Raw genomic sequence first — 24965 nt, 5'->3', positions numbered from 1 at the left:
GTCCTGCCTCCGCCGATCCCGCAGGCTCGCGATGCCGACAGGTGGTCCGGCACGCCCCACGGCGTGGTGGCGGGGGGCGATTGGCCGCGGGTACGGCGTCCGGGGCGTCGTACGGCCGCATCCGGGCCCGAATCCCCGTGTACGGAGGCCGAGTTGACGGGAGTGACGACGTGAGCCCGAGCGGCAGGGTGCGGTGGGCGGTGCTGGTGGCGGTGCTCGCGCTGCTGCTCGCGCCCCTGGCGGGGACGGCGACCGCGGCGGACCAGCCGAGTGTCAAGCTGTCCAAGTCCCAGGCAGGGATCGGGAGTTCGATCACCGTGAGCGGCGGCGGATGGCGTGAGCGGGCGCTGCTGATGATCCTGATCTGCGGACAGGCGGTCCCGTCTCGCGGGGTGCCCGGTGGCACCAACTCCTGTGCCAACGCGGACGGCCGGGCCGTCACCACGGACGCGAAGGGGCGCTTCAGCAGGAAACTGCCCGTCGCGGAGCCGCCGGTGCCCTGTCCCTGCGTGGTGCACGTGGCCACGGTGACCGGGGCGAAGGCCGAGGCCGACGCGATCTTCCAGGTGGCCGGACACGCCGTGGAGCCGCTGCCCGCCGAGACGGCCGGCGGGCGGCTGTCCGTCCTCACCGACACCCGGCTCGACGGCTCGGGCGGCCTGTTGACCTGGTTCGGGGCGCCCCCCGCCCGCACCCTCGTCTTCACCGTCGGCAACGTCGGCACCTCCGCCGTCAAGAACCCCGTCTTCCAAGTCGGCACCGCACACGGCGTGTTCGCCCCGCAGTGGGAGGAACAGCAGTGGCGCGGCACGATCCAGCCGGGCAAAAAGGCGCGGCTCGAACTGCCCGTCGAGCTGACGGGAGGCGCGCACGGCGAGTACACGGTGTCGCTGAAGTACGGCGGCAAGGTGCTGGCCGAGCAGCCCTGGGACGTGGGCCGGCCCTGGGGCGTGACCCTGTTCTGGATCCTGGTCTGCCTGGTGGTGCCCGCCGCGCTGTTCCGCATCGGCATGGCGGTGGTGGACCGGGTACGGCCACGGCCCGCCGGAGGCATCCGGCACCGCGGACTGCGGCTGCCCGAACTCGCCCTGCGCCTCCCGGGCTTCAAGCCCTCCACGGCCGCGCACGCGGCCACCCCGACGTCCACCCTGCCGTGGTTCAGCCCGGACGCGGATCCGGGCGCGGCCGGTGGCCGGCTCTCCGCACCGCACGACGACAGCCCGACGAGTCCGACGACTCCCACCAGAGAGGGATCCCCGTGAACATGCGAAGGAGAGTCACACCGGCCGACGGGCCGAGAAGAGTGGGCGCGGCGGGTGCGGCGCTGGTGCTGGCCGGGGCGGGCGTGGTGCTCGGTCTGGCCGCCGGGCCCGCCCAGGCCGCGGAGGTGTCGTTCGCGACCCGGTGCGTGCCGCCCGCGGGCGTCGGACTCGACCCCGTCGACGGCACCACCAAGGTCGAGATCACCGTGCCGGCCACCGCGAAGGTCGGCGACGAGATCGACGTGGTGTGGAAGTTCACGCAGGCCGCGTCGAAGAACCCGGACATCATCGACCTGCCCGCCAACTCGGTCCAGCCGACCGGCACACTGAAGGCCGCGGGCGCGCAGACCGCCGACATCGCGATGACGGGGCCGCGCGAGAACCCGGCGATCCCCAAGGGCGGCGACATGGTGCTGTCCGACATGAAGGGCACGCTGAAGCTGACGGCGGCCGGGGAACTCACCCTGACGCCGGGCGCGTACACGGTGAACGCGATGGGGACGAACACGGTGTGCACACCGACGGAGACGGTGCCGAAGGCGGCGACGGTCACCGTGGCGGAGGGCGACGGGACGTCGACACCCACGCCGACCGGGACGGAGTCCCAGTCCCCCGACCCGACCGACAGTGCCACGCCGACCGACAGCGCGACCCCCACGGACACCGCGAGCCCGACCTCCACCGCGTCGGACGACGGCCGGACCGACTTCACCGGCAAGGCGGTCGACATCCCCTACACCTGCCAGTCGCCCCTCGGTGAGAAGAAGGCCACCTCCACGATCCAGATCAACGCCAAGAAGAACGGCGGCAGTTACGGCCTCACCGTGCAGTTCAAGAACTCCCCGATGGACAGCCCCGCCGACATCCCCGCGGACTCGGTCAAGCCCTCCATGGACGTGGTTCTGGGCGGTGACGACAAGGGCTCGGTCCATGTCGAGGGCCCCACCAACTCCGAGGCCATCAAGTCCGGCGACCCGATAGAGATCCCGGACATGACGGGCACGTACAAGCCGGGTGCGACGGGTGAGTCGACGCTGTCGCCGGGTGTCCTGACGATCAAGGCACTGGGCACGACCACGACCTGCAAGCCGGACCGGACGCAGGTCTCCCTGACCCTGAACACAAAGGAGCAGGAGGGCGGGGCGTCGGGCGGTTCGTCGTCCTCCGGCGGTTCCTCGTCCGGTACGTCGACGAGCGGCGGCCTGGCGGCCACGGGTGCGGACGACCACGCCGCGCTGAAGGCACTGGGCCTGGTGGCGGGGACGGCGGTGCTGCTGGGGGCGGCCGTGTTCACGTTCATGCCTGGAAGGCGGATGAGGTAACGCCCTTCAGGGGCGCGGGGAACCGCGCACAGCACATGAACCGACGGGGCCGCCGGAACCCACCTGGATTCCAACGGCCCCGTCGCTTCAAGTGCCGGCCCTAACGAACGTCCCCCATAAGAGACTTCACCTTCCGCCGGTACATCCACACCGCGAACCCGGCGAGAACCGCGAGCGCCGCCTCACCGAACACCGCGGACGTCCCGCTGAGGTCGACCCCGGCGATCGCCGGGTTGGACAGCAGGCCGGTGATCGAGTCGCCCGCGGTGACCGCGAGGAACCAGACACCCATCATCTGCGAGGCGTACTTCGCGGGAGCCATCTTCGTCGTCACCGACAGGCCGACCGGCGAGAGGCACAGCTCACCCACGGTCTGGATGAAGTAGATGCCCACGAGCCACATCGGGCTGACGGCGGTGCCGTTCGCCGCCATGGCGATCGGGACCAGGAAGAAGAAGAACGAGACACCGACCAGGACCAGGCCCATCGCGAACTTCACGATGGTGCCGGGCTCCTTGCCCTTGCGGTTCAGCCACACCCACAGCCAGGCGAAGACGGGGGCCAGCGCCATGATGAACAGCGGGTTCAGCGACTGGTACCAGGAGGTCGGGAAGTCGAAGCCGAGCAGTGAGCCGGCCGTCTTCTGGTCGTTCGAGCCGAACGCCTGGACCGTGGACGCGCCCTGGTCGTAGATCATCCAGAACACGGCGGCCGCGACGAAGAACCAGATGTAGCCGGACATCTTCGACTGCTCGGCGGTCGTCAGTTCCTTGTCCCGCTTGATGCGCAGCAGCACACCCGCCGGGACGACCAGACCGATGACGGTGAGCGGGATCATCGCCCAGTTCAGCGTGAAGTGGCCGGTGAAGCCGACGACGCCGTAGAAGACGGTCGCGGCGATCACCCAGAACAGGCCCTTGCGCAGCCAGGCCGCGCGCTCCTCGGCCGCCAGGGGCTTGGGCACGAGGTTGCTCTGCGGGCTCAGGTTGCGGGTGCCGAGCAGGAACGCGGCCAGACCGATCGCCATGCCGACCGCGGCCATGCCGAAGCCGAGGTGCCAGCTGACCTCCTGGCCGACGGTGCCGATGGCCAGCGGGGCGAAGAAGGCGCCCGCGTTGATACCCATGTAGAAGATCGTGAAGCCGCCGTCGCGGCGCGGGTCGTCCGGGCCGTCGTACAGGTGGCCCACCATCGTGGAGATGTTGGCCTTGAGTAGACCGGAACCGGCCGCGACGAGCGCGAGACCGGCGAAGAACGGGGCCTGGCCGCCGGGCAGCGCCAGCACCAGGTGGCCGCACATGATCGTGACGGCCGCGATGGCCACGGTCTTGCGCGGGCCCCAGACGCGGTCGCCGAGCCAGCCGCCGGGCATGGCGAGCAGATAGACCATCGCCGAGTAGACGGAGACGATCACGGTGGTGGTCGCCAGGTCCATCGCGAGGCCGCCGCCCATGCTGCCCTTGCCGGCGTCGGGGCCGCCGGAGAGCAGGTAGACGGTGAGCAGGGCCTTCATGCCGTAGTAGGAGAACCTCTCCCACATCTCGGTCATGAAGAGTGTGGCCAGTCCGCGGGGGTGGCCGAAGAAGGCTTTGTCGGAACCGGGGGTGCCCGGAGTCACCGAGCCCTTCGTCAGGCTGGACGCCATGGTCGTTCCTTGCTGGTGGGGATTACCGCACACAAAAGAGACCTTCAGCGACAGATATGCGCCAAAGGCCCCCACGATGCGACAGGCATTGATTCACCATACGGCAGGATACGGCCGGAAATGAAAGGACTTGAGACGTGAATCACAGGTGACCGAGGAACCGTACACCCTGTTTCTAAGGTCGTTACGGGATTGGCACCCCATACTCGCAGGTTCACACCACATCCATAAAAGGTAAGAACCACTGGGTTGCGATCACACCACAGCATCTTTCAAGAGCGGTCTACCATCAGCTCATGACCCGTGTACTGCTCGCCGAGGACGATGCGTCCATTTCGGAGCCGCTGGCCCGCGCCCTGCGCCGGGAAGGGTACGAGGTCGAGGTGCGTGAGGACGGCCCCACCGCACTCGACGCCGGAATGCAGGGCGGCATCGACCTGGTCGTCCTCGACCTGGGTCTGCCCGGCATGGACGGCCTCGAGGTGGCCCGCCGACTGCGCGCCGAAGGCCACGCCGTACCGATCCTCATCCTGACCGCACGTGCCGACGAGGTGGACACCGTCGTCGGTCTCGACGCGGGCGCCGACGACTACGTGACCAAGCCCTTCCGGCTCGCCGAGCTGCTCGCCCGGGTCCGGGCCCTGCTGCGACGCGGGGCGTCCGAGCCGGCCCAGCCGCCGGCCACCCACGGGGTGCGCATCGACGTCGAGTCGCACCGGGCGTGGATGGGCGACGAGGAACTCCAGCTCACCGCGAAGGAGTTCGACCTGCTGCGGGTGCTGGTGCGGGACGCGGGGCGGGTGGTGACCCGGGACCAGCTGATGCGCGAGGTCTGGGACACCACGTGGTGGTCGTCGACCAAGACACTCGACATGCACATCTCGTGGCTCCGCAAGAAGCTCGGCGACGACGCGGCCAACCCGCGGTACATCGCGACGGTACGAGGAGTGGGCTTCCGCTTCGAGAAGAGCTGAATCCCTGGGTATCCGGCTAGGTAAGAGGACATGCGCCGTCGACTGATCCAGTCCACGCTCGCCGTAGTGCTCGTGGTGATCGCCGTCTTCGGCGTCTCCCTCGTCATCGTCGAGACCCGCACCATCAGCAACAGCGCCCAGGAGCGGGTCGACTCCGAGGCGATCCGGCTGGCCGGGATCGTGGACAGCCGGCTCTTCGCCGCGGAGGACGTGACCGCGGAGATCCTGCGCGACCAGGTCGCGCAGGAACGGTACGCCGTGATCCGGATCCCCGGAAAGCCGCCGATCGAGGTCGGTTCCAAGTCGGTCGGCCAGGTCATCAGCTCCACGGAGAAGGGCGAGGAGGGCGAGACGGTCACCGTGCAGGAGCCGCGCTCCTCGGTGACCCGGGAGGTCGGCCGCACGCTGCTGATCATCGGCCTCGTGGCACTCCTCGCGGTGATCGCCGCGGTGCTGCTCGCGATCCGCCAGGCCAACAAACTGGCCTCACCGCTGACCGACCTCGCCGAGACCGCGGAACGCCTCGGCTCGGGCGACCCACGGCCCCGCCACAAGCGGTACGGCGTCCCCGAGCTGGACCGGGTCGCCGATGTGCTGGACTCCTCCGCCGAGCGCATCGCGCGCATGCTGACGGCGGAGCGGCGCCTGGCCGCCGACGCCTCCCACCAGCTCCGTACGCCGCTGACCGCGCTCTCGATGCGCCTCGAGGAGATCACCCTCACCGACGACCCGGACACGGTGAAGGAGGAGGCGAACGTCGCGCTGACCCAGGTGGAGCGGCTGACGGACGTGGTCGAGCGGCTGCTGACCAACTCCCGCGACCCCCGGGCCGGCAACGCCGTCACCTTCGACCTCGACGAGGTCATCCAGCAGCAGCTCGCGGAGTGGCGGCCGGCGTACCGCAGTGGGGGCCGGGCGATCGTCAGCTCGGGCAAACGGCACCTCACAGCCGTCGGCACGCCCGGTGCCGTGGCCCAGGTCCTGGCCGCGCTGATCGAGAACTCCCTCATGCACGGCGGCGGCACGGTGGCGCTGCGCACCCGCGTCACCGGCAACCAGGCCGTCATCGAGGTCACCGACGAGGGCCCCGGCGTCCCCGCCGACCTCGGCGCGCGGATCTTCGAGCGCACCATCAGCGGCCGCAACTCCACGGGCATCGGCCTCGCGGTCGCCCGGGACCTGGCGGAGGCCGACGGCGGCCGCCTGGAAATGCTCCAGGCCCAGCCCCCGGTCTTCGGCCTGTTCCTCTCCCGCACCCCGCTGAAGTCGACGGTGCTGGACGACGACGAGCCGATGGTGCGGTGAGCTGCGCGGGCTGAGCCGGGGGGGTGAGTCAGAGCCGCCCGGGCTGAGCCGGGGAGGGTGAGTCAGGGGCCTGGGTCAGAGCACGCGCTGCTCGGGTCGGGACGGCTTCCTGGCCGGCGCCTGCTCCGCCTCCTCCAGGAAGGACTCCGCGCTCGCCACCGCCTCGCGGGCGGGGAGGGTCTTGAAGACCCAGCTGCGGTAGGACCAGAAGCGGAAGAGGGTGGCGATGCCGATACCGACGAACTTGAAGATGTTGCTCTGCAGGGGGCTGTCCCAGCCGAAGCCGTAGGTAGCGGCGTACAGGATGCCGTTCTCGATGACCAGTCCGACCACGCTGAACAGCAGGAACAGCGTCAGTTCCTTGGTGCGGCCACTCTTGTCGCGGTCACGGTACGTGAAGTACCGGAACCCTATGTAGTTGAAGACGATCGCCACGACCGTGGCGACGACGCTCGCACGGACCACCGGAAGCTCGGTGAGATGCCGTACGAGGTTGAACACGACGAGGTTGACGAGGAGGCCCGCTCCGCCGACCGCACCGAATTTGGCGACCTCGCGAACGATCCTTCGCAGCCCTGAGGAACCATGTTCCATGGTCGTACAGGCCCCCAGTCGATTGGTTTCGTCAACTCAGCCATGCTAACCACCCCTCTGGCCCATTGCCTGTGGACGAACTCACAGACAGGGAAACAAGCTGGTAAGAGGACCGATAAGAGGCGCTGAATCCAGCCGCCGTGGCGTGACCGATACCCTGGGGTCGTGACGTTCCCCGTAGTCGGCATGGTCGGCGGAGGCCAGCTCGCTCGTATGACACACGAGGCAGGCATCCCGCTCGGCATCAGGTTCAAGCTCCTCAGTGACACCCCTCAGGATTCCGCGGCGCAGGTGGTGAGCGACGTCGTCATCGGCGACTATCGCGACCTCGACACGCTGCGCGACTTCGCGCGCGGGTGCGACGTGATCACCTTCGATCACGAACACGTACCCACCGAGCACCTCAGGGCCCTGGAGGCGGACGGCATCCCCGTGCGCCCCGGCCCCGAGGCGCTCGTGCACGCCCAGGACAAGGGCGTGATGCGCGCGCGGCTCGACGCGATCGGCGTCCCGTGCCCACGGCACCGCATCGTCAGCGATCCCCAGGACGTGGCGGCCTTCGCGGCGGAGGGCGACGGCTTCCCCGTCGTCCTCAAAACCGTCCGCGGCGGCTACGACGGCAAGGGCGTGTGGGTCGTCGACTCCGTCGAGGAGGCCGCGGACCCGTTCCGGGCCGGTGTCCCCGTGCTCGCCGAGGAGAAGGTCGACTACGTCCGCGAGCTCGCCGCCAACGTCGTACGGTCGCCGCACGGCCAGGCCGTCGCCTACCCGGTCGTCGAGTCCCAGCAGGTGAACGGCGTCTGCGACACCGTGATCGCCCCCGCGCCCGGCCTCGACGAGACCCTCGCCCTCAAGGCCGAGCAGATGGCCCTGTTCATCGCCAAGGAACTGGACGTCGTCGGCCACCTCGCCGTCGAGCTCTTCCAGACCCGCGACGGCCGCGTCCTCGTCAACGAACTGGCGATGCGCCCGCACAACTCGGGCCACTGGTCGATGGACGGCGCGATCACCTCCCAGTTCGCCAACCACGTCCGGGCCGTCCTCGACCTCCCGCTCGGCGACCCGCGTCCCCGCGCCAAGTGGACCGTGATGGTCAACGTCCTCGGCGGCGACTTCCCCGACATGTACTCCGCGTACCTGCACTGCATGGCCCGCGACCCCAAGCTGAAGATCCACATGTACGGCAAGGACGTGAAGCCCGGCCGCAAGGTCGGCCACGTCAACACCTACGGCGACGACCTGGACGACGTTCTCGAACGCGCACGTCACGCTGCCGGCTACCTGAGAGGCACGATCACCGAATGAGCCCCGTTGTTGGCATCGTCATGGGTTCGGACAGCGACTGGCCCGTCATGGAGGCCGCCGCCCAGGCCCTCGACGAGTTCGAGATCGCGTACGAGGTCGACGTCGTCTCCGCGCACCGCATGCCGCGCGAGATGATCGCGTACGGCGAGCAGGCGGCCGAGCGGGGTCTGAAGGTGATCATCGCGGGCGCGGGCGGCGCCGCCCACCTTCCCGGCATGCTCGCCTCCGTCACCCCCCTCCCCGTCATCGGCGTCCCGGTCCCGCTGAAGTACCTCGACGGCATGGACTCGCTGCTCTCCATCGTGCAGATGCCGGCCGGTGTCCCGGTCGCGACCGTCTCCGTCGCCGGTGCCCGCAACGCCGGTCTTCTCGCGGCCCGCATCCTCGCCGCCCACGACGAGGAACTCCTCGGCCGGATGCGGGAGTTCCAGCAGGAGCTCAACGACCAGGCCACCGAGAAGGGCAAGCGCCTGCGCGCCAAGGCCGAGGGCTCCAGCGGCTTCGGTTTCGGCAAGTGACGGCCGTGGGACCGCTGGCGACGGCCCGGGAACTCCTGCGCGAGTTCCCGGTCGTCGACGGCCACAACGACCTCCCGTGGGCGCTGCGCGAACAGGTCCGCTACGACCTCGACGCGCGGGACATCGCCACGGACCAGTCGGCCCACCTGCACACCGACCTGGCGCGGCTGCGGGCGGGCGGGGTCGGTGCGCAGTACTGGTCGGTGTACGTCCGCTCGGATCTGCCCGACGCGGTGCCGGCGACGCTGGAACAGATCGACTGCGTACGGCAGTTGGTCGCGCGGTACCCGCACACGCTGACGCCCGCGCTGACGGCCGCCGACATGGAGGCGGCGCGCTCTCAGGGCCGTATCGCCTCCCTCATGGGTGCCGAGGGCGGCCACTCCATCGCCAACTCCCTCGCCACGCTACGCGCGTTGTACGCGCTCGGCGTGCGCTACATGACCCTCACCCACAACGACAACGTGGACTGGGCGGACTCGGCGACCGACGAGCCCGGCGTCGGGGGGCTGTCGGCCTTCGGCCGTGCGGTGGTCCGGGAGATGAACCGCGAGGGCATGCTCGTGGACCTCTCGCACGTGGCGGCGACGACCATGCGGGACGCGCTGGACGTGAGCGAGGCACCGGTGATCTTCTCGCACTCCTCCTCGCGGGCGGTGTGCGACCACCCGCGCAACATCCCGGACGACGTCCTGGAACGTCTGCCGTCCAACGGTGGCATGGCGATGGTGACCTTCGTCCCGAAGTTCGTCCTCCAGGCCGCCGTCGACTGGACGGCCGCGGCCGACGAGAACATGCGCGAGCACGGCTTCCACCACCTCGCGACCACCCCGGAGGCGATGAAGGTGCACCGCGCCTTCGAGGAGCGCAACCCGCGCCCGGTCGCCACGGTCTCGACGGTGGCCGACCACCTGGACCACATGCGCGAGGTGGCCGGCGTGGACCACATCGGCATCGGCGGCGACTACGACGGCACGGCCTTCACCCCCGACGGCCTCAGCGACGTCTCCGGCTACCCCAACCTCATCGCCGAACTCCTGGCCCGCGGCTGGTCGAAGCCCGACCTCGCCAAGCTGACCTGGCAGAACGCGGTCCGGGTGCTGGGCGCGGCGGAGGACGTGGCCCGGGGCCTTCAGGCGACCCGTGCGCCGTCCAACGCCACCATCGAGTCGCTGGACGGCTGACCGCCATCGGTCTCCAGGGCGGGGTAGTCGGTGTAGCCGTCCGCCCCGCCCACGTACATCAGGTACCGGTCCCGGACCGGATTGAGGGGCGCGCCCCGCCGCAGCCGGTCCACCAGGTCCGGGTTGGCGAGGAACGGCCGTCCGAGGGCGACCAGGTCGGCCCCGGCGGCCAGCATGTCGTGGGCCGCCCGGGTGACGGCCCCGGTGGTGAGCCCGGACAGCACCGGGTTGCCGATCAGGACGCCGGGCCAGTCGGCGCGGATCCCGCGGTACCACCGTGTGCCGGGGTCGGCGTGCACGAGGTGCAGGTAGGCCAGGTCCAGGCCCTTCAGCCGGGCCAGCAGAGCCGGGTAGAGGACCTCGGTGTCGTCCTCCTCGACACCGTTGACCGTGCTCCCGGGAGAGAGCCGTACGCCCACCCGGTCCGCGCCGATCGCGTCGGCCACCGCCTCGGTGACCTCCGTCGTGAACCGCACCCGGCGCTCCACCGACCCGCCGTAGCCGTCTGTCCTGCGATTGGTGTTTCCGGCGAGGAACTGGTGCAGCAGATGCCCGTTGGCCGAGTGCACCTCGACGCCCTCGAAGCCCGCTTCCACGGCCCGGCGGGCGGCGGCGGCGAAGTCGGCGACGGTGGACCGGATATCGGCCGCGGTCATCTCCCGGGGCACGACGGCCGCCCGGTGTCCGCCCGGAGTGAAGATCGTCTCCGGAAGCGGTACGGCGGACGGCGCGACCGGCATCAGGCCCGTGGTCGCCGGATGGCCGACCCGGCCGCCGTGCTGGAGCTGGAGGAACATCCGCCCGCCGCGCGCCCGCACGGCCTCGGTCACCCCCCGCCAGCCGGCCGTGTGCCGGTCGGTGTGGAGCGCGGTGATGTTCGGATACGTCTGCCCGACCGCGTTCGGTGTGGCGGCCTCACCGATGATCAGGCCGGCGGAGGCGCGCTGGGCGTAGTAGGTGACCATGAGGTCGGTCGGGGTGCCGTCGGCCTCCGCGCGGTTGCGGGTGAGCGGGGCCATCACCAGGCGATGGGGAAGTTCGAGCCGGCCGAGCCGGGCCGGTGCCAGGAAGTCCGGTGTCTTCGTCATGACCGTACGCTAGAACCTGACACTGATGTCAGATTCAAGTCCTGGGGGTGGCTGTCCGTGCGGATCGGTGAACTGGCGGGGCGGACGAACGTGAGCGAGCGGTCGCTGCGCTACTACGAGACCCAGGGGCTGCTGGCGGCCGACCGCACGCCCGGCGGGCACCGTGACTACCCGGAGGCGGCCGTGGACCGGGTCGTGCGGATCCAGGAGCTGTACGCCGCCGGGCTGCACAGCGACAGGATCCGGCAGCTGCTGCCGTGCATGCGCGACCAGGACGGCGGGCCGTCCGCGACCGCCACCCCGCGCCTGGTCGCCGACCTCACCGAGGAGCGCGCCCGTATCGACCGGATGATCGCCGATCTGAAGCGGTCCCGGGACACCCTCGACGACGTCATCGAGGCGGCACGCGGCACCTGACACCGCCGTACCGTTCCTCATCAGTGAGCAGGAGTGGGCCTTGGACCCATATCTGGTCACTGCGGACATCCCGAACGGTGTTGGATGTCCTGGTCGCCCGCTTTCGCTCCGTGTCCGGTGACACGGAGCGTGTCCGTGGTCCGGGGATACGGGGGCGGGTTTCCGCGCGTCGACGAATCTCCGGTCGGGCCTGGACGGTCCGATGCCCCGCACCATCACTCTGGTGGGGCGGGGGCGGTGTCGTCCGTCGCCTGATCGGGTGTCCGAGGGCGCGTCGCCCGATCGCGATGCTTGCCGCATCGTGCCGGGAGATAAACCGCCCCCAGCCACCGCACGGCGCCCCAGGCGCGCACTCACACTCACCAGAAGTCACTCCTGCTCAATACACCAGCAGCAGTTCCCAACCCCCGAACGCCCCGCCCACCAGGAAGCCCCCCGCGCTCCGTGCGACGGTGGCCGTACGGCGATGAGGAAGATCACGACGTACGGAGCCCGTCATGGCAGACCTCCAGGACGAACGGCACCCCACGGCCGAGGTGGGAGAGCTGCCCCGGCTCTTCGAGGCTGTGCCGGAGCTGTACACCCCCGTCTCCGACCCGGACAGCGAGCCCCTGGACCGTGCCCGCGCGATCCTCGCCGCACACCCCGTCGCCGACGGCTACAGCGGACTGCCCGGGGCCCTGAGACACCTGCCCTGGTTCGACCTGGAGGTCGGCGAGAGCGCCGTGGACACGGATGTGCCCAGGCTCAGGGAGGGCCACGTCGGCGCCCTGATGTGGTCGCTGCACCTGCCCGAGGGGCTCGACGGGGACCGTGCCGTCGGCGCCACCCTGGAACAGCTGGACCTGGTGAAGACGGTCGTACGGAATCACCCGGAGGGGCTGCGTCTGGCCTGCACCGCCGGACAGACCACCGACGCCCGCAACTGCGGCCGCGTCGCCGTCCTGCTCGGCCCCGCCGGAGCCGCCGCCCTCGGCGACTCGCTCGGCATCCTGCGCTCCCTGCACACCCTCGGCCTGCGCGTCCTCACCCTGTCCGAGGTGTCCTGGGCGAGCGAGGCGGGGCTCACGCGCTTCGGCGAGGAGGTGCTGCGCGAGATGAACCGGCTCGGAGTCCTCGCCGACCTCTCCGGCGCCTCCGAGGCCACCGTCCGGCGGACCCTGGCGGTGGCCAAGGCGCCCGTGCTCTTCACCCGCTCCGCCGCCCGCGCCCTGCGGCCCCACCCGGCCAACCTTCCCGACGACCTGCTCGCCGAGCTGGGCGCCGCCCGGGGCCTGTGCATGGTGCCGCTGACCGCCGAGCAGACCGGCCCGACGGTCCGGGAGGTCGCCGACCACCTCGACCATCTGCGCGCGGTCGCCGGCGCCGAGTGCGTGGGTCTGTCCGGCACCTACGACGCCGGCATCGCCCACCCCCAGGAGCTCGACGACGCCGCCTGCTACCCCCATCTCGTCGCCGAGCTGCTGCGCCGCGGCTGGGAGGAGGCCGACCTCGCGCTGCTGACCTGGGGCAACGTCCAGCGGGTGCTGCGCGAGTCCGACTTCACCGCGAGGGCGGCGCAGCTACGGCGCGAGCCGTCCACGGCGAAGATCGCCGAGCTCGACGGATAGCCGGCGGCGCCACACCGGGCCGCTCCGGCGGAGGCGGCATGGCCGGGCTGGGCGGTTGGGCCGACGGCGCCCGACTTCACCGCGCGGGCGGCGCAGCAGCGGCGCGAGCCGTCCACCGCGAAGATCGCCGAGGTCGACGGATAGCGGGCAGCGGCGGAATCGCCGAGCTCGACGGACGACCGGCAGCGCTACACCGGGTCGATCCGGCAGAGGCAGAAGGGGTGTCCCGCCGGGTCCGCGTACACCCGGAAGTCCTCCTTGTCCTCCGCGTGCAGCGGCCGTCCACCCAGCTCCAGCACCCGGGCCTCGGCCGCGTCGATCTCCTCCCAGGTGGTCCCGCCGTCGAAGTCGAGGTGGAACTGCTGGGAGTTGCGGTCCGCCCGCGGCCACTCCGGCGGGGTGAGCCCCGGTGCGCTCTGGAAGGCCAGCCGGGGGCCGCCGGGGACGCGCAGGACCACCCACTCGGGGTCGTCGTCCTCCGGGGTGCCGCCCACGATCCCGGCGTAGAAACGGGCGAGCGCGCGGGGGTCGGGGCAGTCGATCACGACGGAACGGAAGCGTGCGACAGTCACGAGGGATCCTCCTGGTTCGACCGGCGGTTCAGCAGGCGCAGAGACAGAACGGGTGCCCCGCCGGGTCCGCGTACACACGGAAGGTGCGGGAGCGGTCCTCGGCGTCCAACGGCTTCGCCCCGAGCGCCAGCACCTCCTTCTCGGCCGCGTCCAGGTCCTCGACGGTCAGGTCCAGATGGAACTGCTGCGAGGCGTCGGGGGCGGGCCACTTCGGCGGTACGAAACCGGGGGCGGCCTGGAAGGCCAGCGACGGTCCGCCGGGGGTCCTGAGGTCCACCCAGTCCCCCTCGCCCTCGACGCTGCCGCCGAGGACACCGGCGTAGAAACCGGCGAGCGCGCGGGGGTCCGGACAGTCCAGTACGACGACTCCGAGTTCGGCGATGGCCATGGCTTCCTCCTTGAAGCGGTGTTACCTGTAGAGCCGGGTAACCAGTAACCGTTACTGCATGCTCCCGCATTGGAGGTAACCTCGCAAGGGGATTCAACAGCTAGGTAGCGTGCAGCCATGAGTGAACGATCGCCCGCGCCCGGGGGGCTGGACCTGGTCCAGGCCCTGGTCAACACGGTGGATCTGGAGTCGGGTGCCGATTCGCTGGACACGGCGGAGGGACGGACGCGCTTCGGGATCGCCGAGGGCGGGGTCGAGGAGGCGCGCGAGCTGCGGGAGTCGCTGCGGGTCGCTCTGCTGGCCCATGCGGGGCATCCGGCCCATCGCGCGGTGACACCGCTGGGGGAATTGCTGGCGGCGGCGCCCCTGGTCCTGACGGTGGCCGCGTCGGACGGCTCGGCCGCCCTCGCCCCCGCCGACCCCCGTCCGCTCCTCTCCCGTGTCGCCGCCGCCGTCGCGGAGTCCCTGATCGCCGGCACCTGGATGCGGCTGAAGGCCTGCGAGGCGGCGGACTGCCACTGGGCGTACTACGACCGCAGCCCGGCGGGCCGGGGGCGCTGGTGCTCCATGCAGGTGTGCGGCGCACGGGCGAAGATGCGGAGGTACCGGGGGAAGGCGGCGTCCTAGAAGGTGCGGGTGCGGCCACGACGGTGCCGCACCCCGACCTACACGCCCTCCTCTCCTCCCCGCGGAGCCGAAGCCGCGGCCCGCGACCCCACCAGAAGCAGGCACAACACCGCGACCCCCGCGACCAGACCGGCCAGGACCAGCAGCGGATCCAGCGGCCGGGCCGTGGACGCGGCAGCCTGGGTCGCGGCCGGCGCTGCCTGCGCCGCCTGCGGGGCCTGCGGCGACGGCGCCGTCTGCGGTACGGCCGCCTGGGACGCCGTGGGTGAGGGCGACGAGCCGGCTCGGGTCGCCGCGGGGCTGCGGCTCGTCGTCATGCCCGGCATCGTCGAGTGCTGTTCCTGACCCGTGGACGGCTGCGTGTGCTCGTGCCGCGTCGGTGCCGCCGGGGTGGGCGCCGGAGCCGCCGCCCGGACCGTGATGCCCGCCGTCATGTCCGGGTGGACCGTGCAGACGTAGCCGTAGGCACCGGCCGTGGTGAACGTGAAGCTCCAGCTCTCGCCCTTGTTCAGCATGGGGGAGTGGATCGCGAGCGGGCCGGAGGTGGTCTTCACGTCGTGCGGCGCCGTGTCGTAGTTGGTCCACGTCACCGTGGACCCGGCGGGCACACTCAAAGACGCCGGCGAGAACGCGTACCCCTTCATCGCCACCTGGAATGTCGCCGCCGACGCCTCGTGACCGTACGGCAGCATCCCCACGACGAGCAGCGCGAGCACCGCCGCGGCCCGCAGTACCCCCCTCATGCGAACTCCGCCGCGACGAGCAGCCTGAGGCGCGTGGCCGGAAGCCGCCACGGCAGCCGGAACCCGGTGGCCCGGCGCAGCAGCCGGTACGGCAGCTTGGCCGCGCCCACGACGAGCAACCGGTCCTCGGCCCGCTCGACCACCCGCAGCCGCAGCAGGACGGGGAAGGCGACGCCGTTCAGGTCGAGGTCGCCGGTGAGCTGGAGACGGTCGCCGGGCACGGCGTCGACCCGCTCGGAGGTGAGGACGGCCCGCAGTTCACGGTCGTCGAACGAGAAGCGAAAGGCGGGCTGCTCGGCGTCCGGGGACTTCTCCATGGACGCCTCGGCGAGCGGTACCCGCCGTCGCCGCAGCGGCAACGGTCCGTACCAGGCGGTGAGTTCGGCGAGCGAGCGGCCGGGGGCCACGGTGTAGCGCTGGGGCGGAGGAACGGTGGGCAGGGTGACGGTTGTCATCCCGAACTCCTTGGAAAGCGGTTCCCGAAATGTGGCGGGGGTGTGGAGAATGGGTCGTGGACGCGTCAGCAGCTGGCGGTGAGGAAGTCCGTGGTGGGCTGGAGCATGTGCCCGGCCCAGACGGTGTGCATCTTCACGTAGCCGTCGACGTCGAGCAGGTCGGTGACCTGCTGTCCGAGCGATTCCTCCAGGTGTGCCGAGTAGATGTGCTGGAGCAGCACGGTGAGGGTGTCGTCGGCCACCGAACCACCGTCACTGACGGCCGGCTTGAGGATGGACTCGATCCACACGGTGTGCATCTTGAGGTACGAGTCGAGCGCCAGCGCGTCCTGTACCTGCTGGCCCGGCGACTCCGACAGGTGCGCCGCGTAGAGGTGCTGGAGGATCGGCAGCAGCTCGTTGTTGATGCTGGCGCACTGCTCGCCGGAGCCGGAACCGCCACCGGAGGTCGGCGTGGCCGTCGGAGTCGCGGTGGGCGTGCCGGCGGGCGGCGTCGAGGTGGGGGTGGCCGTCGGAGTGGCCGTGGGCGTGCCGGTCGGCGTCGCGGTCGGGGTGGGCGTGGGCGTCGTACCGCCACCGCCGCCACCGGACGCGGCGACGACCTTCACGGACGACACCATGTCCGGGTGCACCGCGCAGTAGTACTCGTACGTCCCCACCTTGGTGAAGGTGTACGACCACGACTGTCCCTGCTTCAGCGTCCCCGAGTCGAAGGCCACCGGGGCCTTGGTCGTGGTCACCGTGTGCGGTGCGCTGTCGTGGTTGGTCCACTGGACGGTCTGGCCGGCCTCGACGACGAGCTGCTTACCGTCGCCGAACTTGTAGCTCATGATGTCGACCTGGTAGTCCGCCTTGGCGGCCGCGGCGGGCTGGACCTCGGCAGCGGCGGCAGCGGGCGCCTGAGCCGCGCCCGCGGTCTGCTGCGAGGAACTGGTGGAACCCGAGGCCGCGTTCAGCAGTCCGAGGCTGAGCACGGCCGCGAGTGCCGCACCGAGCCCCACGAACAGCAGGGACCGGCCCCCGGACCTACCGGCCTTGGCCGTCGGCGGCTGGAGCCGCCGCTCGCCGGTCTCATCGCTTCTTTTCACTTCAACTCCTATTGTTTCCCAGGGAGTTGTTTCCCATGGAGTTCAGCGGCCAGGATCGGCCGTGACCAGCAGACTCGTCACGACGAGGACGACGAGGACCAGCCCCGTCTCGACCGCGACCGAGTAACCGAAGGGCCGCACGGTGGCGGCGTCGCCGCGCAGCAGCACGGCGAGATCGAGGCGGGTGCGTACCCACTGGCGGCTCGCGTACGCGGCCACCAGGACGCCCCCGAGGACGGCTGTCTTGACGAGCAGCAGATGCCCGTACGAGGTGTGCAGCAGGGCGCCGTACGACCCCACCACCTGCCAGGCGAGCACCAGCCCGGCGCCGACGATGCCTGTGACGCTCACGGCCGCGAGCTTCGAGTAGCCCGGCACGACCCGCGCCAGCTCCCCGGCTTGGCGGCGGGGCAGCACGGCCAGCGCGAGCATGGCGAGCCCGCCGATCCACAGCGCGGCCCCGAGCAGGTGCACGAAGTCGGCGACGGCACCCCAAGTGGGCTCGGTGCCCTCGGAGTTGTGGCCCGTCATGCCGGTCGTGCGCAGCAGCCCGAAGGTCACGGCGAGGGCGCCCACCCGCCAGCCCGGCGAGCGGGAGGTGGCCGCGCCGCCCTGGAGCAGCGCGCTGAGCACCACGGCCGCGAGCACCCACATCAGCCCCCGTGCGGCGAGCACGATGCCGGGTTCGGTGGCCAGGATGTCCGCGTAGGTCGCCGGGCGCAGCGCGTCCCGCAGCCCGCCGAAGGAGGTGTAGGCGCCCTGGAGCCCGACGGCCGCCACGGTCGCGAGCAGCCCGCCTGTCCAGGCGAGCCCCAGCAGCGCCCGGGCCCGCGGTTCGTGGGTGCCGCCCGGCCACAGCAGCGCGACGAACGCGAGCCCGCCGACGAACAGGGCCAGCGCGAGGTATCCGGCCCAGCGGACGGCGACGAGGCCCTTGCGCACCGAGGGGGACGGTGCGGGAGCGGCAGCCGGGGCATCGTCGCCGTCGGTCTTCGTGGCGGCCGTGCCGGCGGTGAAGGCGATCCGGCCGGAGGAGGCGTGCCCGTCCTCCTCGTCCACGACGGACCAGACGACGGCGAACCTCCCGTCCGCCGGGCTGTTGAGAGCGACCCGCACGACACTCTTCTTCGCCGTACCCGACACCGGCAGCCGGTCTCCGTCCACCGTCAGCACCCGCACGTCGGCCAGGTCGACGGCCTCGTCGAAGGTGAGGGTGAGCCGGTCGGGGGCCTTCGCCAGGTCGGCCCCGTCCTTGGGGGAGGAGCTCACCAACCCGGTGTGAGCGGAGGCGGGTTGGACCGCGCCGAACAGGGCGCAGAGCAGGGCGGCGAGGAGGAGCAGGGTCCGGCGCAGGGTCCTCACGGGGTCGCCTCCGGCTGCGGGGAGGCGGGGGCGAGGATGCCGCCGAGGAGGCCGGCGGCGGGGGCGAGCCCGACGCAGGGGGAGGAGGTCGGCGACGGGGAGGGGGTCGCCGCCGGGCCGTCCAGGAGGCCGAGGACGGAGTCGGTGACCCCGACGAGCAGCGGCTGTACGAGCTTGACCTCGCCGTCCGTGCAGCTGTCCGTGCCCGAGGGGGAGGGCGTGGGGGTGGTGGGCGTGGGCGTGGGGGAGCCGGTGCCCGGGACCGGCGTGGTCCCGTGGCCGGCGTGCCCGCCGCCCTGGCCGCCACCGGAGCCGATGGGGACGGTCCCGGTCACCACGCCCCCGCCGCCGGTGCCGTACCCGCCGCCGTATCCGAGGCCCCCGCCGACTCCGCCGTACGACGGCAACTCCCCGGAGCCCACCGGGGCTTGACCGGCCCCCGGGGAGGTCGTCGCCGGTGCCGTGGCCGCGGGCGGGGTGACTGGGGGAGCGGCCTCGGCCGCGCCGGAGGCGGGGGCGCCGATGCCCGACGCATAGCCCAGCACGATCACCACGGTGCCGACGAGCGCCCCGGCGACCAGTTCGTCGCGGTGGTCACGCGGAGGGACACCCGTCGCCCTGCGGAACAAGGGCATGACTCACTCCTGACATGCTCAGCTCAATCCGACCGGAGAACGCGGCCGATGACGAACAGTGGAGTGGAGCGTGGATTCCGCATCACTACGCACCGGTTAACCGATGGTTGCCTACCTCTCCACCACGGGGGTGTGGTCTGTGAGAACGGTCGATTCCGCACCGTGCTCGAATGCAAATCGAACTCGTGTTGAGGATTCCGGGGAGGGCTGGCATATGCCGGGTCGGCGCACGGCAGGGCCCCGGCGCTGGAACACGCCGGGGCCCTGTACGACCTGTCTCCGGGGTCAGGCGGTCGGCCGCCCCATCGCCCGGTAAGTCCACCCGGCCTTCCGCCACAGCACCGGGTCCAGCGCGTTGCGGCCGTCCAGGACGACCTTTGCAGCCGCCACCTCGCCGAGGGCCGCCGGATCCAGTTCGCGGAACTCCCGCCACTCCGTGAGGTGGAGTACGACGTCGGCGCCCCGGACCGCGTCCACGGCGGTGTCGGCGTAGCCGAGGGTCGGGAAGAGGCGGCGGGCGTTGTCCATGCCCTTCGGGTCGTAGACCGTGACCTGGCCGCCCTGGAGGTGTATCTGCCCGGCGACGTTCAGCGCGGGCGAGTCCCGGACGTCGTCCGAGTCGGGCTTGAAGGTGGCGCCGAGCACCGCGACGCGCTTGCCGAGGAACGGCCCGCCGCCCAGTATCTGCCGGGCCAGTTCCACCATCTGGCCGCGCTGGCGCATGTTGATCGAGTCGATCTCGCGCAGGAAGGTCAGCGCCTGGTCGGCGCCGAGCTCACCCGCACGGGCCATGAAGGCCCGGATGTCCTTCGGCAGACAGCCGCCGCCGAAACCGATCCCGGCCCGCAAGAACTTCTTCCCGATCCGGTCGTCGTAGCCGATGGCCTCCGCCAGCTTCGCCACATCGCCGTCCGCGGCCTCGCACACCTCCGCCATCGCGTTGATGAACGAGATCTTGGTCGCCAGGAAGGAGTTCGCGGACGTCTTCACCAGCTCGGCGGTCGGGAAGTCGGTCACCACGAACGGCGTGCCCTCGCCGAGCGGAGTCGCGTACACCTCGCGCAGCAGCTTCTCCGCACGCTCGCTGCGCACCCCGACGACGATCCGGTCGGGGTGCAGCGTGTCGTCCACCGCGAAGCCCTCGCGCAGGAACTCCGGGTTCCAGGCCAGCTCGGCACCGGCACCCGCGGGGGAGTGGTCGGCCAGGTAGCGGGCCAGCCGGTCGGCGGAACCGACGGGCACCGTCGACTTGCCGACGACGAGGGCCGGGCGGGTCAGGTGCGGGGCGAGGGAGGCGATCGCGGAGTCGACGTACGACATGTCGCAGGCGTACTCGCCGTGCTTCTGCGGGGTCGTCACGCAGACGAAGTGGACGTCACCGAAGGCGGCGACCTCGGCCCAGTCCATGGTGAAGCGGAGGCGCCCGGTGGAACCCTCGATCCCGACGACGTGCTTGCGCAGCAGTTCGTCGAGGCCGGGCTCGTACATCGGGGCCTCGCCCCGCTCCAGCTTCTCGATCTTCTCGGGCACCACATCGAGCCCCAGCACCTCGAAACCGAGCTCGGCCATGGCCGCGGCGTGGGTGGCGCCGAGGTAGCCGGTGCCGATCACGGTGATCTTGAGGGCCATGGAGACTCCAGAAAGGGGGACGGGCCAGTGCGCGCCCGAGCATAGTCGGAGGGTCTGGCGGGCATTTTTCCCGCTGTCGCCAAGCTCACGTATCACTCCCGTGGGCCGGGCCCTAAAATTTGAGTTACTTAACGGTAATTAGCACAGGCATTGCAGCGTCCTTGGAGCGTGAGAGACCTTGGCCGGATCGGCTGACTTCGACCTGTACCGCCCGTCCGAGGAGCACGACATGCTCCGGGACGCCATCCGCTCGCTGGCGGAGGCGAAGATCGCGCCCTACGCCGCCGCGGTCGACGAGGAGGCCCGCTTCCCGCGCGAGGCGCTGGACGCGCTGGTAGCCAACGACCTGCACGCCGTGCACGTCCCCGAGGAGTACGGCGGCGCGGGCGCCGACGCCCTGGCCACGGTGATCGTGATCGAGGAGGTCGCGCGCGCCTGCGTGTCCTCCTCCCTCATCCCGGCGGTGAACAAGCTGGGCTCGCTCCCGGTGATCCTCTCCGGCTCCGAGGACCTGAAGAAGAAGTACCTCGGTCCGCTCGCCAAGGGCGACGCGATGTTCTCGTACGCCCTCTCCGAGCCGGACGCCGGCTCCGACGCGGCCGGCATGAAGACCAAGGCGGTCCGCGACGGCGACCACTGGATCCTCAACGGCGTGAAGCGCTGGATCACCAACGCGGGCGAGTCCGAGTACTACACGGTCATGGCGGTCACGGACCCGACCAAGCGCTCCAAGGGAATCTCCGCGTTCGTCGTCGAGAAGTCCGACGAGGGCGTCTCCTTCGGCGCCCCGGAGAAGAAGCTCGGCATCAAGGGCTCCCCGACCCGCGAGGTCTACCTCGACAACGTCCGCATCCCCGCCGACCGCATGATCGGCGACGAGGGCACCGGCTTCGCCACCGCGATGAAGACCCTGGACCACACCCGCATCACCATCGCCGCCCAGGCCCTCGGCGTCGCCCAGGGCGCCCTCGACTACGCCAAGGGCTACGTCCAGGAGCGCAAGCAGTTCGGCAAGGCCATCGCCGACTTCCAGGGCATCCAGTTCATGCTCGCCGACATGGCCATGAAGATCGAGGCGGCCCGCGCCCTGACGTACCAGGCGGCGGCGAAGTCCGAACGCGGCGACAAGGACCTCACCTTCCAGGGCGCCGCCGCCAAGTGCTTCGCCTCGGACGTGGCGATGGAGGTCACCACGGACGCGGTCCAGCTGCTGGGCGGGTACGGCTACACCCGGGACTACCCGGTGGAGCGCATGATGCGCGACGCGAAGATCACGCAGATATATGAAGGCACGAATCAGGTCCAGCGGATCGTCATGGCGCGCAACCTGCCGTAGCCGGTCCGACCGGCGACGACCGAGCCCCCGGAGGCGTTCCGGGGGCTTTTGTCGTACCACGGCTGGGGCATTTCGGGGTGGATTGTTCGCGTCCGCCCGATGGCGCCGCGCGAGACAGGGGCGTAGGACGGAAGAGCACGGGGCCCGCCCCGGGTCCCCGCATCCCCCAGGAGGAGCCATGACCCAGGCCGAGAGCATGTCCACGATGAGCAAGGAGATGCAGGACTGCGTGGCGGCGTGCATGGAGTGCCACAGTGTCTGCGAGGAGACCATGAGCTCCTGCATGCAGATGGGCGGCCAGGCGCAGATGCAGATCATGCGCGCGCTCATCGACTGCGCCGAGATGACCCGCATGTGCGCGGACATGATGATGCGGCGCTCGCCCCTGTCGGCGGAGATGTGCGCGATGTGCGCCAAGGCGTGCGAGATGTGCGCCGAGGCGTGTATGTCCATGCCGGACGATGCCCAGATGATGCGCTGCGCGGAGGCGTGTCGTCGCTGCGTGCAGACCTGTCGAGCGATGTCGGGGATGGCGATGTGACGCCTGCCGGCTGACTGGATCAAGGGCACCCGCTGGGGTGCCCTTGATCACCGGGGGTGCAGACTGCCGGACATGACCTCGCCCGAGAACACGACGCCGCCCTACACGGACGAGCGGGGACGGCCCGCGGACCGGCTCTTCCAGCCGCCGCCGCTGCCCCCGGCGACGGACGCCACCGAAGCCTTCGACGCCGCCGAGCGGGACATGTGGCAAGGGCGGACCGAGGCCTACGCCGGAAGTTTCGCGCGGCTGTGCGCCCACCCGGTGGGGGCCCTGCTCGACGCGGCCGGAGTCGGCGAGGGGACGCGGGTCCTCGACGTCGGGACCGGCACCGGTACGGCGTCCGTGGCGGCACGCGAGCGCGGTGCCCGGGTGAGTGCCGTGGACGCCGACGCCGGAATGGTGGCGGCGGCGCGTGCCCGCGGACTCGACGCGCGCACCGGTGTGCTGCCCGAACTCCCTTACCGTGACGGCGAGTTCGATGCCGTCGTCGGCAACTTCGTCCTCAACCACGTCGGCCGCCCCCGCGCCGCCCTCGCCGAACTCCATCGCCTCCTGCGCCCCGGCGGCCGGATCGCCCTCACGACGTGGAGCGCACGGCGCGGCGCGGGACAGGACCTGCTGGGCCGGGCCTGCGAGGCGGGCGGGGCCGTACCGCCGGCCTACCTCCCGCGGCTGGATCCGGCGCAGGACTGGGCCCGTACGGAGGACGGCCTCGCCGAACTGCTCGGCGGGGCCGGATTCATCGAGGCGGAGGCGGCCGAACTCACCTGGGAGCACCGCGCCGGCGTCGAGGAGTGGTGGAGCGCTGCCGTGGGCGGGGTCGCCACGATCGGACTGATCGTCACCTCGCAGGCCCCGGAGACCGTCGTACGGATCCGGCGGGAGTACGAGCGTCTGAGCGCCGAACACACGGTGGCGGAAGGGCAGTTGGCCCTTCCGCACATCGCGCTGCTCGGCTCGGGACAGCGGGCTTGAGGACCCTGGCCCTCAGTTGCCCGAGACCGTGACCTTCTCGTCGTTCTTCAGCTCGTCGACCAGGGTCTTCACCTTGGCCTTGTCCCACAGCAGGTTGCCGCCCGTGGAGCCGGAGATCGGCATGTTCATGGACGTGCCGTCACCGCCGTTGACGCCCTTCATCGCCCAGAACATCTTGCCCAGGTCGTACAGGCCCATGTCCTTGTCGACGATCAGCGAGTCCAGGCCCGCGCCCATCGTGGGGTAGAGCTTGAACGGGTTCAGGATGGTGCTCGGGGTGGCGACCTGGTTGGCGAGCGCGTTCAGGAACTTCTGCTGGTTCTTCGTGCGGTCCAGGTCGGAGCCCGCGAGCGCGTACCGGGTGCGGACGAAGGCGAGGGCCTGGTCGCCGTTCAGGGTCTGCTTGCCCGCCGTGAAGTCGGCACCGGACTTGGTGTCCTTCATGCCGCCCTTCGGGATGTCGATCTCGACCCCGCCGACCGCGTCCACGATGTTCGCGAAGCCGGCGAAGCCGATCTCGACGTAGTGGTCGATCTTCAGGCCGGTGTTGAACTCGACCGTGCGCACCAGCAGTTCGGGGCCGTCCTCGGCGTAGGCGGCGTTCAGCTTCACGTGCCGGCCGGTGCCCTTGTAGGTCTTGCCGGACTCGGAGCCCACGAAGGTCGGGATCTCCACGTCCGAGTCACGCGGCAGCGAGATCAGCGTGTCGCCGTTGCTGCCGGTGTGCAGGATCATCATCGAGTCGGTGCGCTTGCCCGCGGCGGAGCCGGTGTGCAGCTGCTTCTTCTGCTCCGAGGAGAGCCCGGCGCGGCTGTCGGAGCCGACGATGAGGTAGTTGGTGCCGTCGCCCTGCTCCGGCCGGTCGATGACCTTGGACAGGTCGACCTCGCGGTTGAGCTTGGAGTCGGCCCAGAAGTAGGTGGCGACGGTCGTCACGATCAGCCCGGTGATCACGACGATCGCGGTCCACTTGATCCGCTTGCGCCAGTTCGGCGCGGGCCGCGGACCACGGCCGCCGCCGCCCGGCTCGCCGGGGCCGCCGTAGCCACCGCCCCCGCCGGGGGCGCCGTAGACCTGGCCGGTGTTGTAGCCGCTGTCATAGCCACCGCCGTGGCCCTGGCCGTCGACGTACGACGGCTGCTGGGGTACGCCGTTGCCGTACGGCGGCGCGGAGGGGCCCTGACGGCCGTACGGGCCCTGCCCGGGCGCCGCCTGACCGCGGCGGACCTGCCGCATCACGCGGGCGCTCTCGGGCTGTGCGCTCGCGCTGCCGCGTCCGTACTGGTCGCGGTTGTCGCCGGACCGTCCCTCGGGCCAATCGTTCATGGGGCCCAGTGTGCAGGTACCGGCAGTGCCCTATACAAGGGTCGTCGGAAAATCAGGGCAG

Annotated in this window: 25 protein-coding genes and 1 pseudogene; 13 read left to right on the top strand and 13 right to left on the bottom strand. The window is 70.9% G+C overall.

The window, feature by feature from the left end:
• Window positions 1–170 precede the first annotated feature (170 nt).
• Together RNB18_RS47490 and RNB18_RS47485 are read left to right on the top strand one after the other, a co-directional pair.
• Window positions 171–1262 (top strand): hypothetical protein, encoded by a 1092-nt coding sequence (locus tag RNB18_RS47490; protein ID WP_311720400.1) that lies wholly within the window; start codon window positions 171–173, stop codon window positions 1260–1262.
• Window positions 1263–1264: 2 nt separating this feature from the next.
• The gene (locus RNB18_RS47485) at window positions 1265–2584 is read left to right on the top strand and encodes a hypothetical protein (RefSeq protein WP_311720399.1); all 1320 of its coding nucleotides are present in this window, start codon (window positions 1265–1267) and stop codon (window positions 2582–2584) included.
• 100 nt (window positions 2585–2684) lie between these two features.
• Here the strand turns inward: RNB18_RS47485 and RNB18_RS47480 are convergent, their stop codons facing one another.
• Window positions 2685–4229, bottom strand: a complete 1545-nt coding sequence (locus RNB18_RS47480; RefSeq protein WP_311720398.1) for a peptide MFS transporter — start codon at window positions 4227–4229, stop codon at window positions 2685–2687.
• Window positions 4230–4525: 296 nt separating this feature from the next.
• Between RNB18_RS47480 and RNB18_RS47475 the strand changes: the two genes are divergently transcribed.
• Window positions 4526–5203 (top strand): response regulator transcription factor, encoded by a 678-nt coding sequence (locus tag RNB18_RS47475; protein WP_057611579.1) that lies wholly within the window; start codon window positions 4526–4528, stop codon window positions 5201–5203.
• Window positions 5204–5233: 30 nt separating this feature from the next.
• The gene (locus RNB18_RS47470) at window positions 5234–6508 is read left to right on the top strand and encodes an ATP-binding protein (protein WP_311720397.1); all 1275 of its coding nucleotides are present in this window, start codon (window positions 5234–5236) and stop codon (window positions 6506–6508) included.
• 75 nt (window positions 6509–6583) lie between these two features.
• Here the strand turns inward: RNB18_RS47470 and RNB18_RS47465 are convergent, their stop codons facing one another.
• A complete protein-coding gene (locus RNB18_RS47465) occupies window positions 6584–7102 on the bottom strand; it encodes a GtrA family protein (protein WP_311720396.1) in 519 nt (172 codons plus the stop codon).
• 165 nt (window positions 7103–7267) lie between these two features.
• Here RNB18_RS47465 and RNB18_RS47460 point away from each other — a divergent pair, with 165 nt between their 5' ends.
• The 3 genes from RNB18_RS47460 to RNB18_RS47450 are packed head-to-tail and all read left to right on the top strand — an operon-like array spanning window position 7268 to window position 10109.
• Window positions 7268–8407, top strand: coding sequence for a 5-(carboxyamino)imidazole ribonucleotide synthase (locus RNB18_RS47460; protein ID WP_311720395.1), 1140 nt, complete (start codon window positions 7268–7270; stop codon window positions 8405–8407).
• Window positions 8404–8925: a 5-(carboxyamino)imidazole ribonucleotide mutase gene (gene purE / locus RNB18_RS47455; protein ID WP_311720394.1), complete on the top strand. Its 522-nt coding sequence runs from the start codon at window positions 8404–8406 to the stop codon at window positions 8923–8925. Before RNB18_RS47460 ends, purE begins: the two co-directional genes overlap by 4 nt.
• Window positions 8922–10109: a dipeptidase gene (locus RNB18_RS47450; RefSeq protein WP_311720393.1), complete on the top strand. Its 1188-nt coding sequence runs from the start codon at window positions 8922–8924 to the stop codon at window positions 10107–10109. Before purE ends, RNB18_RS47450 begins: the two co-directional genes overlap by 4 nt.
• Here the strand turns inward: RNB18_RS47450 and RNB18_RS47445 are convergent.
• Window positions 10058–11197, bottom strand: coding sequence for an alkene reductase (locus RNB18_RS47445; protein WP_311720392.1), 1140 nt, complete (start codon window positions 11195–11197; stop codon window positions 10058–10060). The two genes, RNB18_RS47450 and RNB18_RS47445, sit on opposite strands and share 52 nt — an antisense overlap.
• 57 nt (window positions 11198–11254) lie before the next feature.
• On the opposite strand from RNB18_RS47445, the gene RNB18_RS47440 reads away from it, so the two are divergent.
• Window positions 11255–11614, top strand: a complete 360-nt coding sequence (locus tag RNB18_RS47440) for a MerR family transcriptional regulator (protein WP_057611572.1) — start codon at window positions 11255–11257, stop codon at window positions 11612–11614.
• Here the strand turns inward: RNB18_RS47440 and RNB18_RS47435 are convergent.
• A pseudogene (locus tag RNB18_RS47435) lies at window positions 11589–11933 on the bottom strand (hypothetical protein); the annotation flags it as partial. The gene RNB18_RS47440 and the pseudogene RNB18_RS47435 sit on opposite strands and share 26 nt — an antisense overlap.
• 178 nt (window positions 11934–12111) lie before the next feature.
• On the opposite strand from RNB18_RS47435, the gene RNB18_RS47430 reads away from it, so the two are divergent.
• A complete protein-coding gene (locus RNB18_RS47430; RefSeq protein ID WP_311720391.1) occupies window positions 12112–13224 on the top strand; it encodes a dipeptidase in 1113 nt (370 codons plus the stop codon).
• A gap of 188 nt (window positions 13225–13412) precedes the next feature.
• Here the strand turns inward: RNB18_RS47430 and RNB18_RS47425 are convergent, their stop codons facing one another.
• Both RNB18_RS47425 and RNB18_RS47420 read right to left on the bottom strand, forming a co-directional pair.
• On the bottom strand, window positions 13413–13796 hold the full coding sequence (locus tag RNB18_RS47425) for a VOC family protein (RefSeq protein WP_057611570.1): 384 nt from the start codon (window positions 13794–13796) through the stop codon (window positions 13413–13415).
• A 28-nt stretch (window positions 13797–13824) separates the two neighbouring features.
• On the bottom strand, window positions 13825–14184 hold the full coding sequence (locus tag RNB18_RS47420; RefSeq protein ID WP_069764055.1) for a VOC family protein: 360 nt from the start codon (window positions 14182–14184) through the stop codon (window positions 13825–13827).
• Window positions 14185–14301: 117 nt separating this feature from the next.
• On the opposite strand from RNB18_RS47420, the gene RNB18_RS47415 reads away from it, so the two are divergent.
• On the top strand, window positions 14302–14811 hold the full coding sequence (locus tag RNB18_RS47415) for a CGNR zinc finger domain-containing protein (RefSeq protein WP_311720390.1): 510 nt from the start codon (window positions 14302–14304) through the stop codon (window positions 14809–14811).
• A gap of 38 nt (window positions 14812–14849) precedes the next feature.
• On the opposite strand, the gene RNB18_RS47410 is transcribed toward RNB18_RS47415, so the two are convergent.
• The 6 genes from RNB18_RS47410 to RNB18_RS47385 form a co-directional block, all read right to left on the bottom strand.
• The gene (locus RNB18_RS47410) at window positions 14850–15554 is read right to left on the bottom strand and encodes a cupredoxin domain-containing protein (protein WP_311720389.1); all 705 of its coding nucleotides are present in this window, start codon (window positions 15552–15554) and stop codon (window positions 14850–14852) included.
• A complete protein-coding gene (locus RNB18_RS47405; protein WP_311720388.1) occupies window positions 15551–16009 on the bottom strand; it encodes a YceI family protein in 459 nt (152 codons plus the stop codon). The genes RNB18_RS47410 and RNB18_RS47405 overlap by 4 nt, the downstream gene beginning before the upstream one ends.
• Before the next feature lie 65 nt (window positions 16010–16074).
• Window positions 16075–17097 (bottom strand): cupredoxin domain-containing protein, encoded by a 1023-nt coding sequence (locus tag RNB18_RS47400; RefSeq protein ID WP_311720387.1) that lies wholly within the window; start codon window positions 17095–17097, stop codon window positions 16075–16077.
• A 42-nt stretch (window positions 17098–17139) separates the two neighbouring features.
• A complete protein-coding gene (locus RNB18_RS47395; protein WP_311720386.1) occupies window positions 17140–18459 on the bottom strand; it encodes a copper resistance CopC/CopD family protein in 1320 nt (439 codons plus the stop codon).
• Window positions 18456–19094: a hypothetical protein gene (locus RNB18_RS47390; protein WP_311720385.1), complete on the bottom strand. Its 639-nt coding sequence runs from the start codon at window positions 19092–19094 to the stop codon at window positions 18456–18458. Before RNB18_RS47390 ends, RNB18_RS47395 begins: the two co-directional genes overlap by 4 nt.
• 285 nt (window positions 19095–19379) lie before the next feature.
• Window positions 19380–20723, bottom strand: a complete 1344-nt coding sequence (locus RNB18_RS47385; RefSeq protein WP_311720384.1) for a UDP-glucose dehydrogenase family protein — start codon at window positions 20721–20723, stop codon at window positions 19380–19382.
• A gap of 178 nt (window positions 20724–20901) precedes the next feature.
• Here RNB18_RS47385 and RNB18_RS47380 point away from each other — a divergent pair, with 178 nt between their 5' ends.
• From RNB18_RS47380 to RNB18_RS47370, 3 genes are all read left to right on the top strand, one after another.
• Window positions 20902–22059 carry an acyl-CoA dehydrogenase gene (locus RNB18_RS47380; protein ID WP_311720383.1) on the top strand — a complete coding sequence of 386 codons (1158 nt, stop codon included), beginning with the start codon at window positions 20902–20904 and terminating at the stop codon, window positions 22057–22059.
• Between the two features lie 178 nt (window positions 22060–22237).
• Window positions 22238–22600: a four-helix bundle copper-binding protein gene (locus tag RNB18_RS47375; protein ID WP_057611561.1), complete on the top strand. Its 363-nt coding sequence runs from the start codon at window positions 22238–22240 to the stop codon at window positions 22598–22600.
• Between the two features lie 204 nt (window positions 22601–22804).
• Window positions 22805–23578, top strand: coding sequence for a class I SAM-dependent methyltransferase (locus RNB18_RS47370; protein WP_311720429.1), 774 nt, complete (start codon window positions 22805–22807; stop codon window positions 23576–23578).
• 12 nt (window positions 23579–23590) lie between these two features.
• Here RNB18_RS47370 and RNB18_RS47365 read toward each other — a convergent pair whose 3' ends face one another.
• Window positions 23591–24904, bottom strand: coding sequence for an LCP family protein (locus RNB18_RS47365; protein WP_311720382.1), 1314 nt, complete (start codon window positions 24902–24904; stop codon window positions 23591–23593).
• Between the last annotated feature and the right edge of the window lie 61 nt (window positions 24905–24965).

The organism is Streptomyces doebereineriae, assembly GCF_031845645.1.
Lineage (GTDB): Bacteria > Actinomycetota > Actinomycetes > Streptomycetales > Streptomycetaceae > Streptomyces > Streptomyces canus.
The sequence above is the reverse complement of the archived record's forward strand: the minus strand, read 5'-3'. Positions and strand labels throughout refer to the sequence as shown.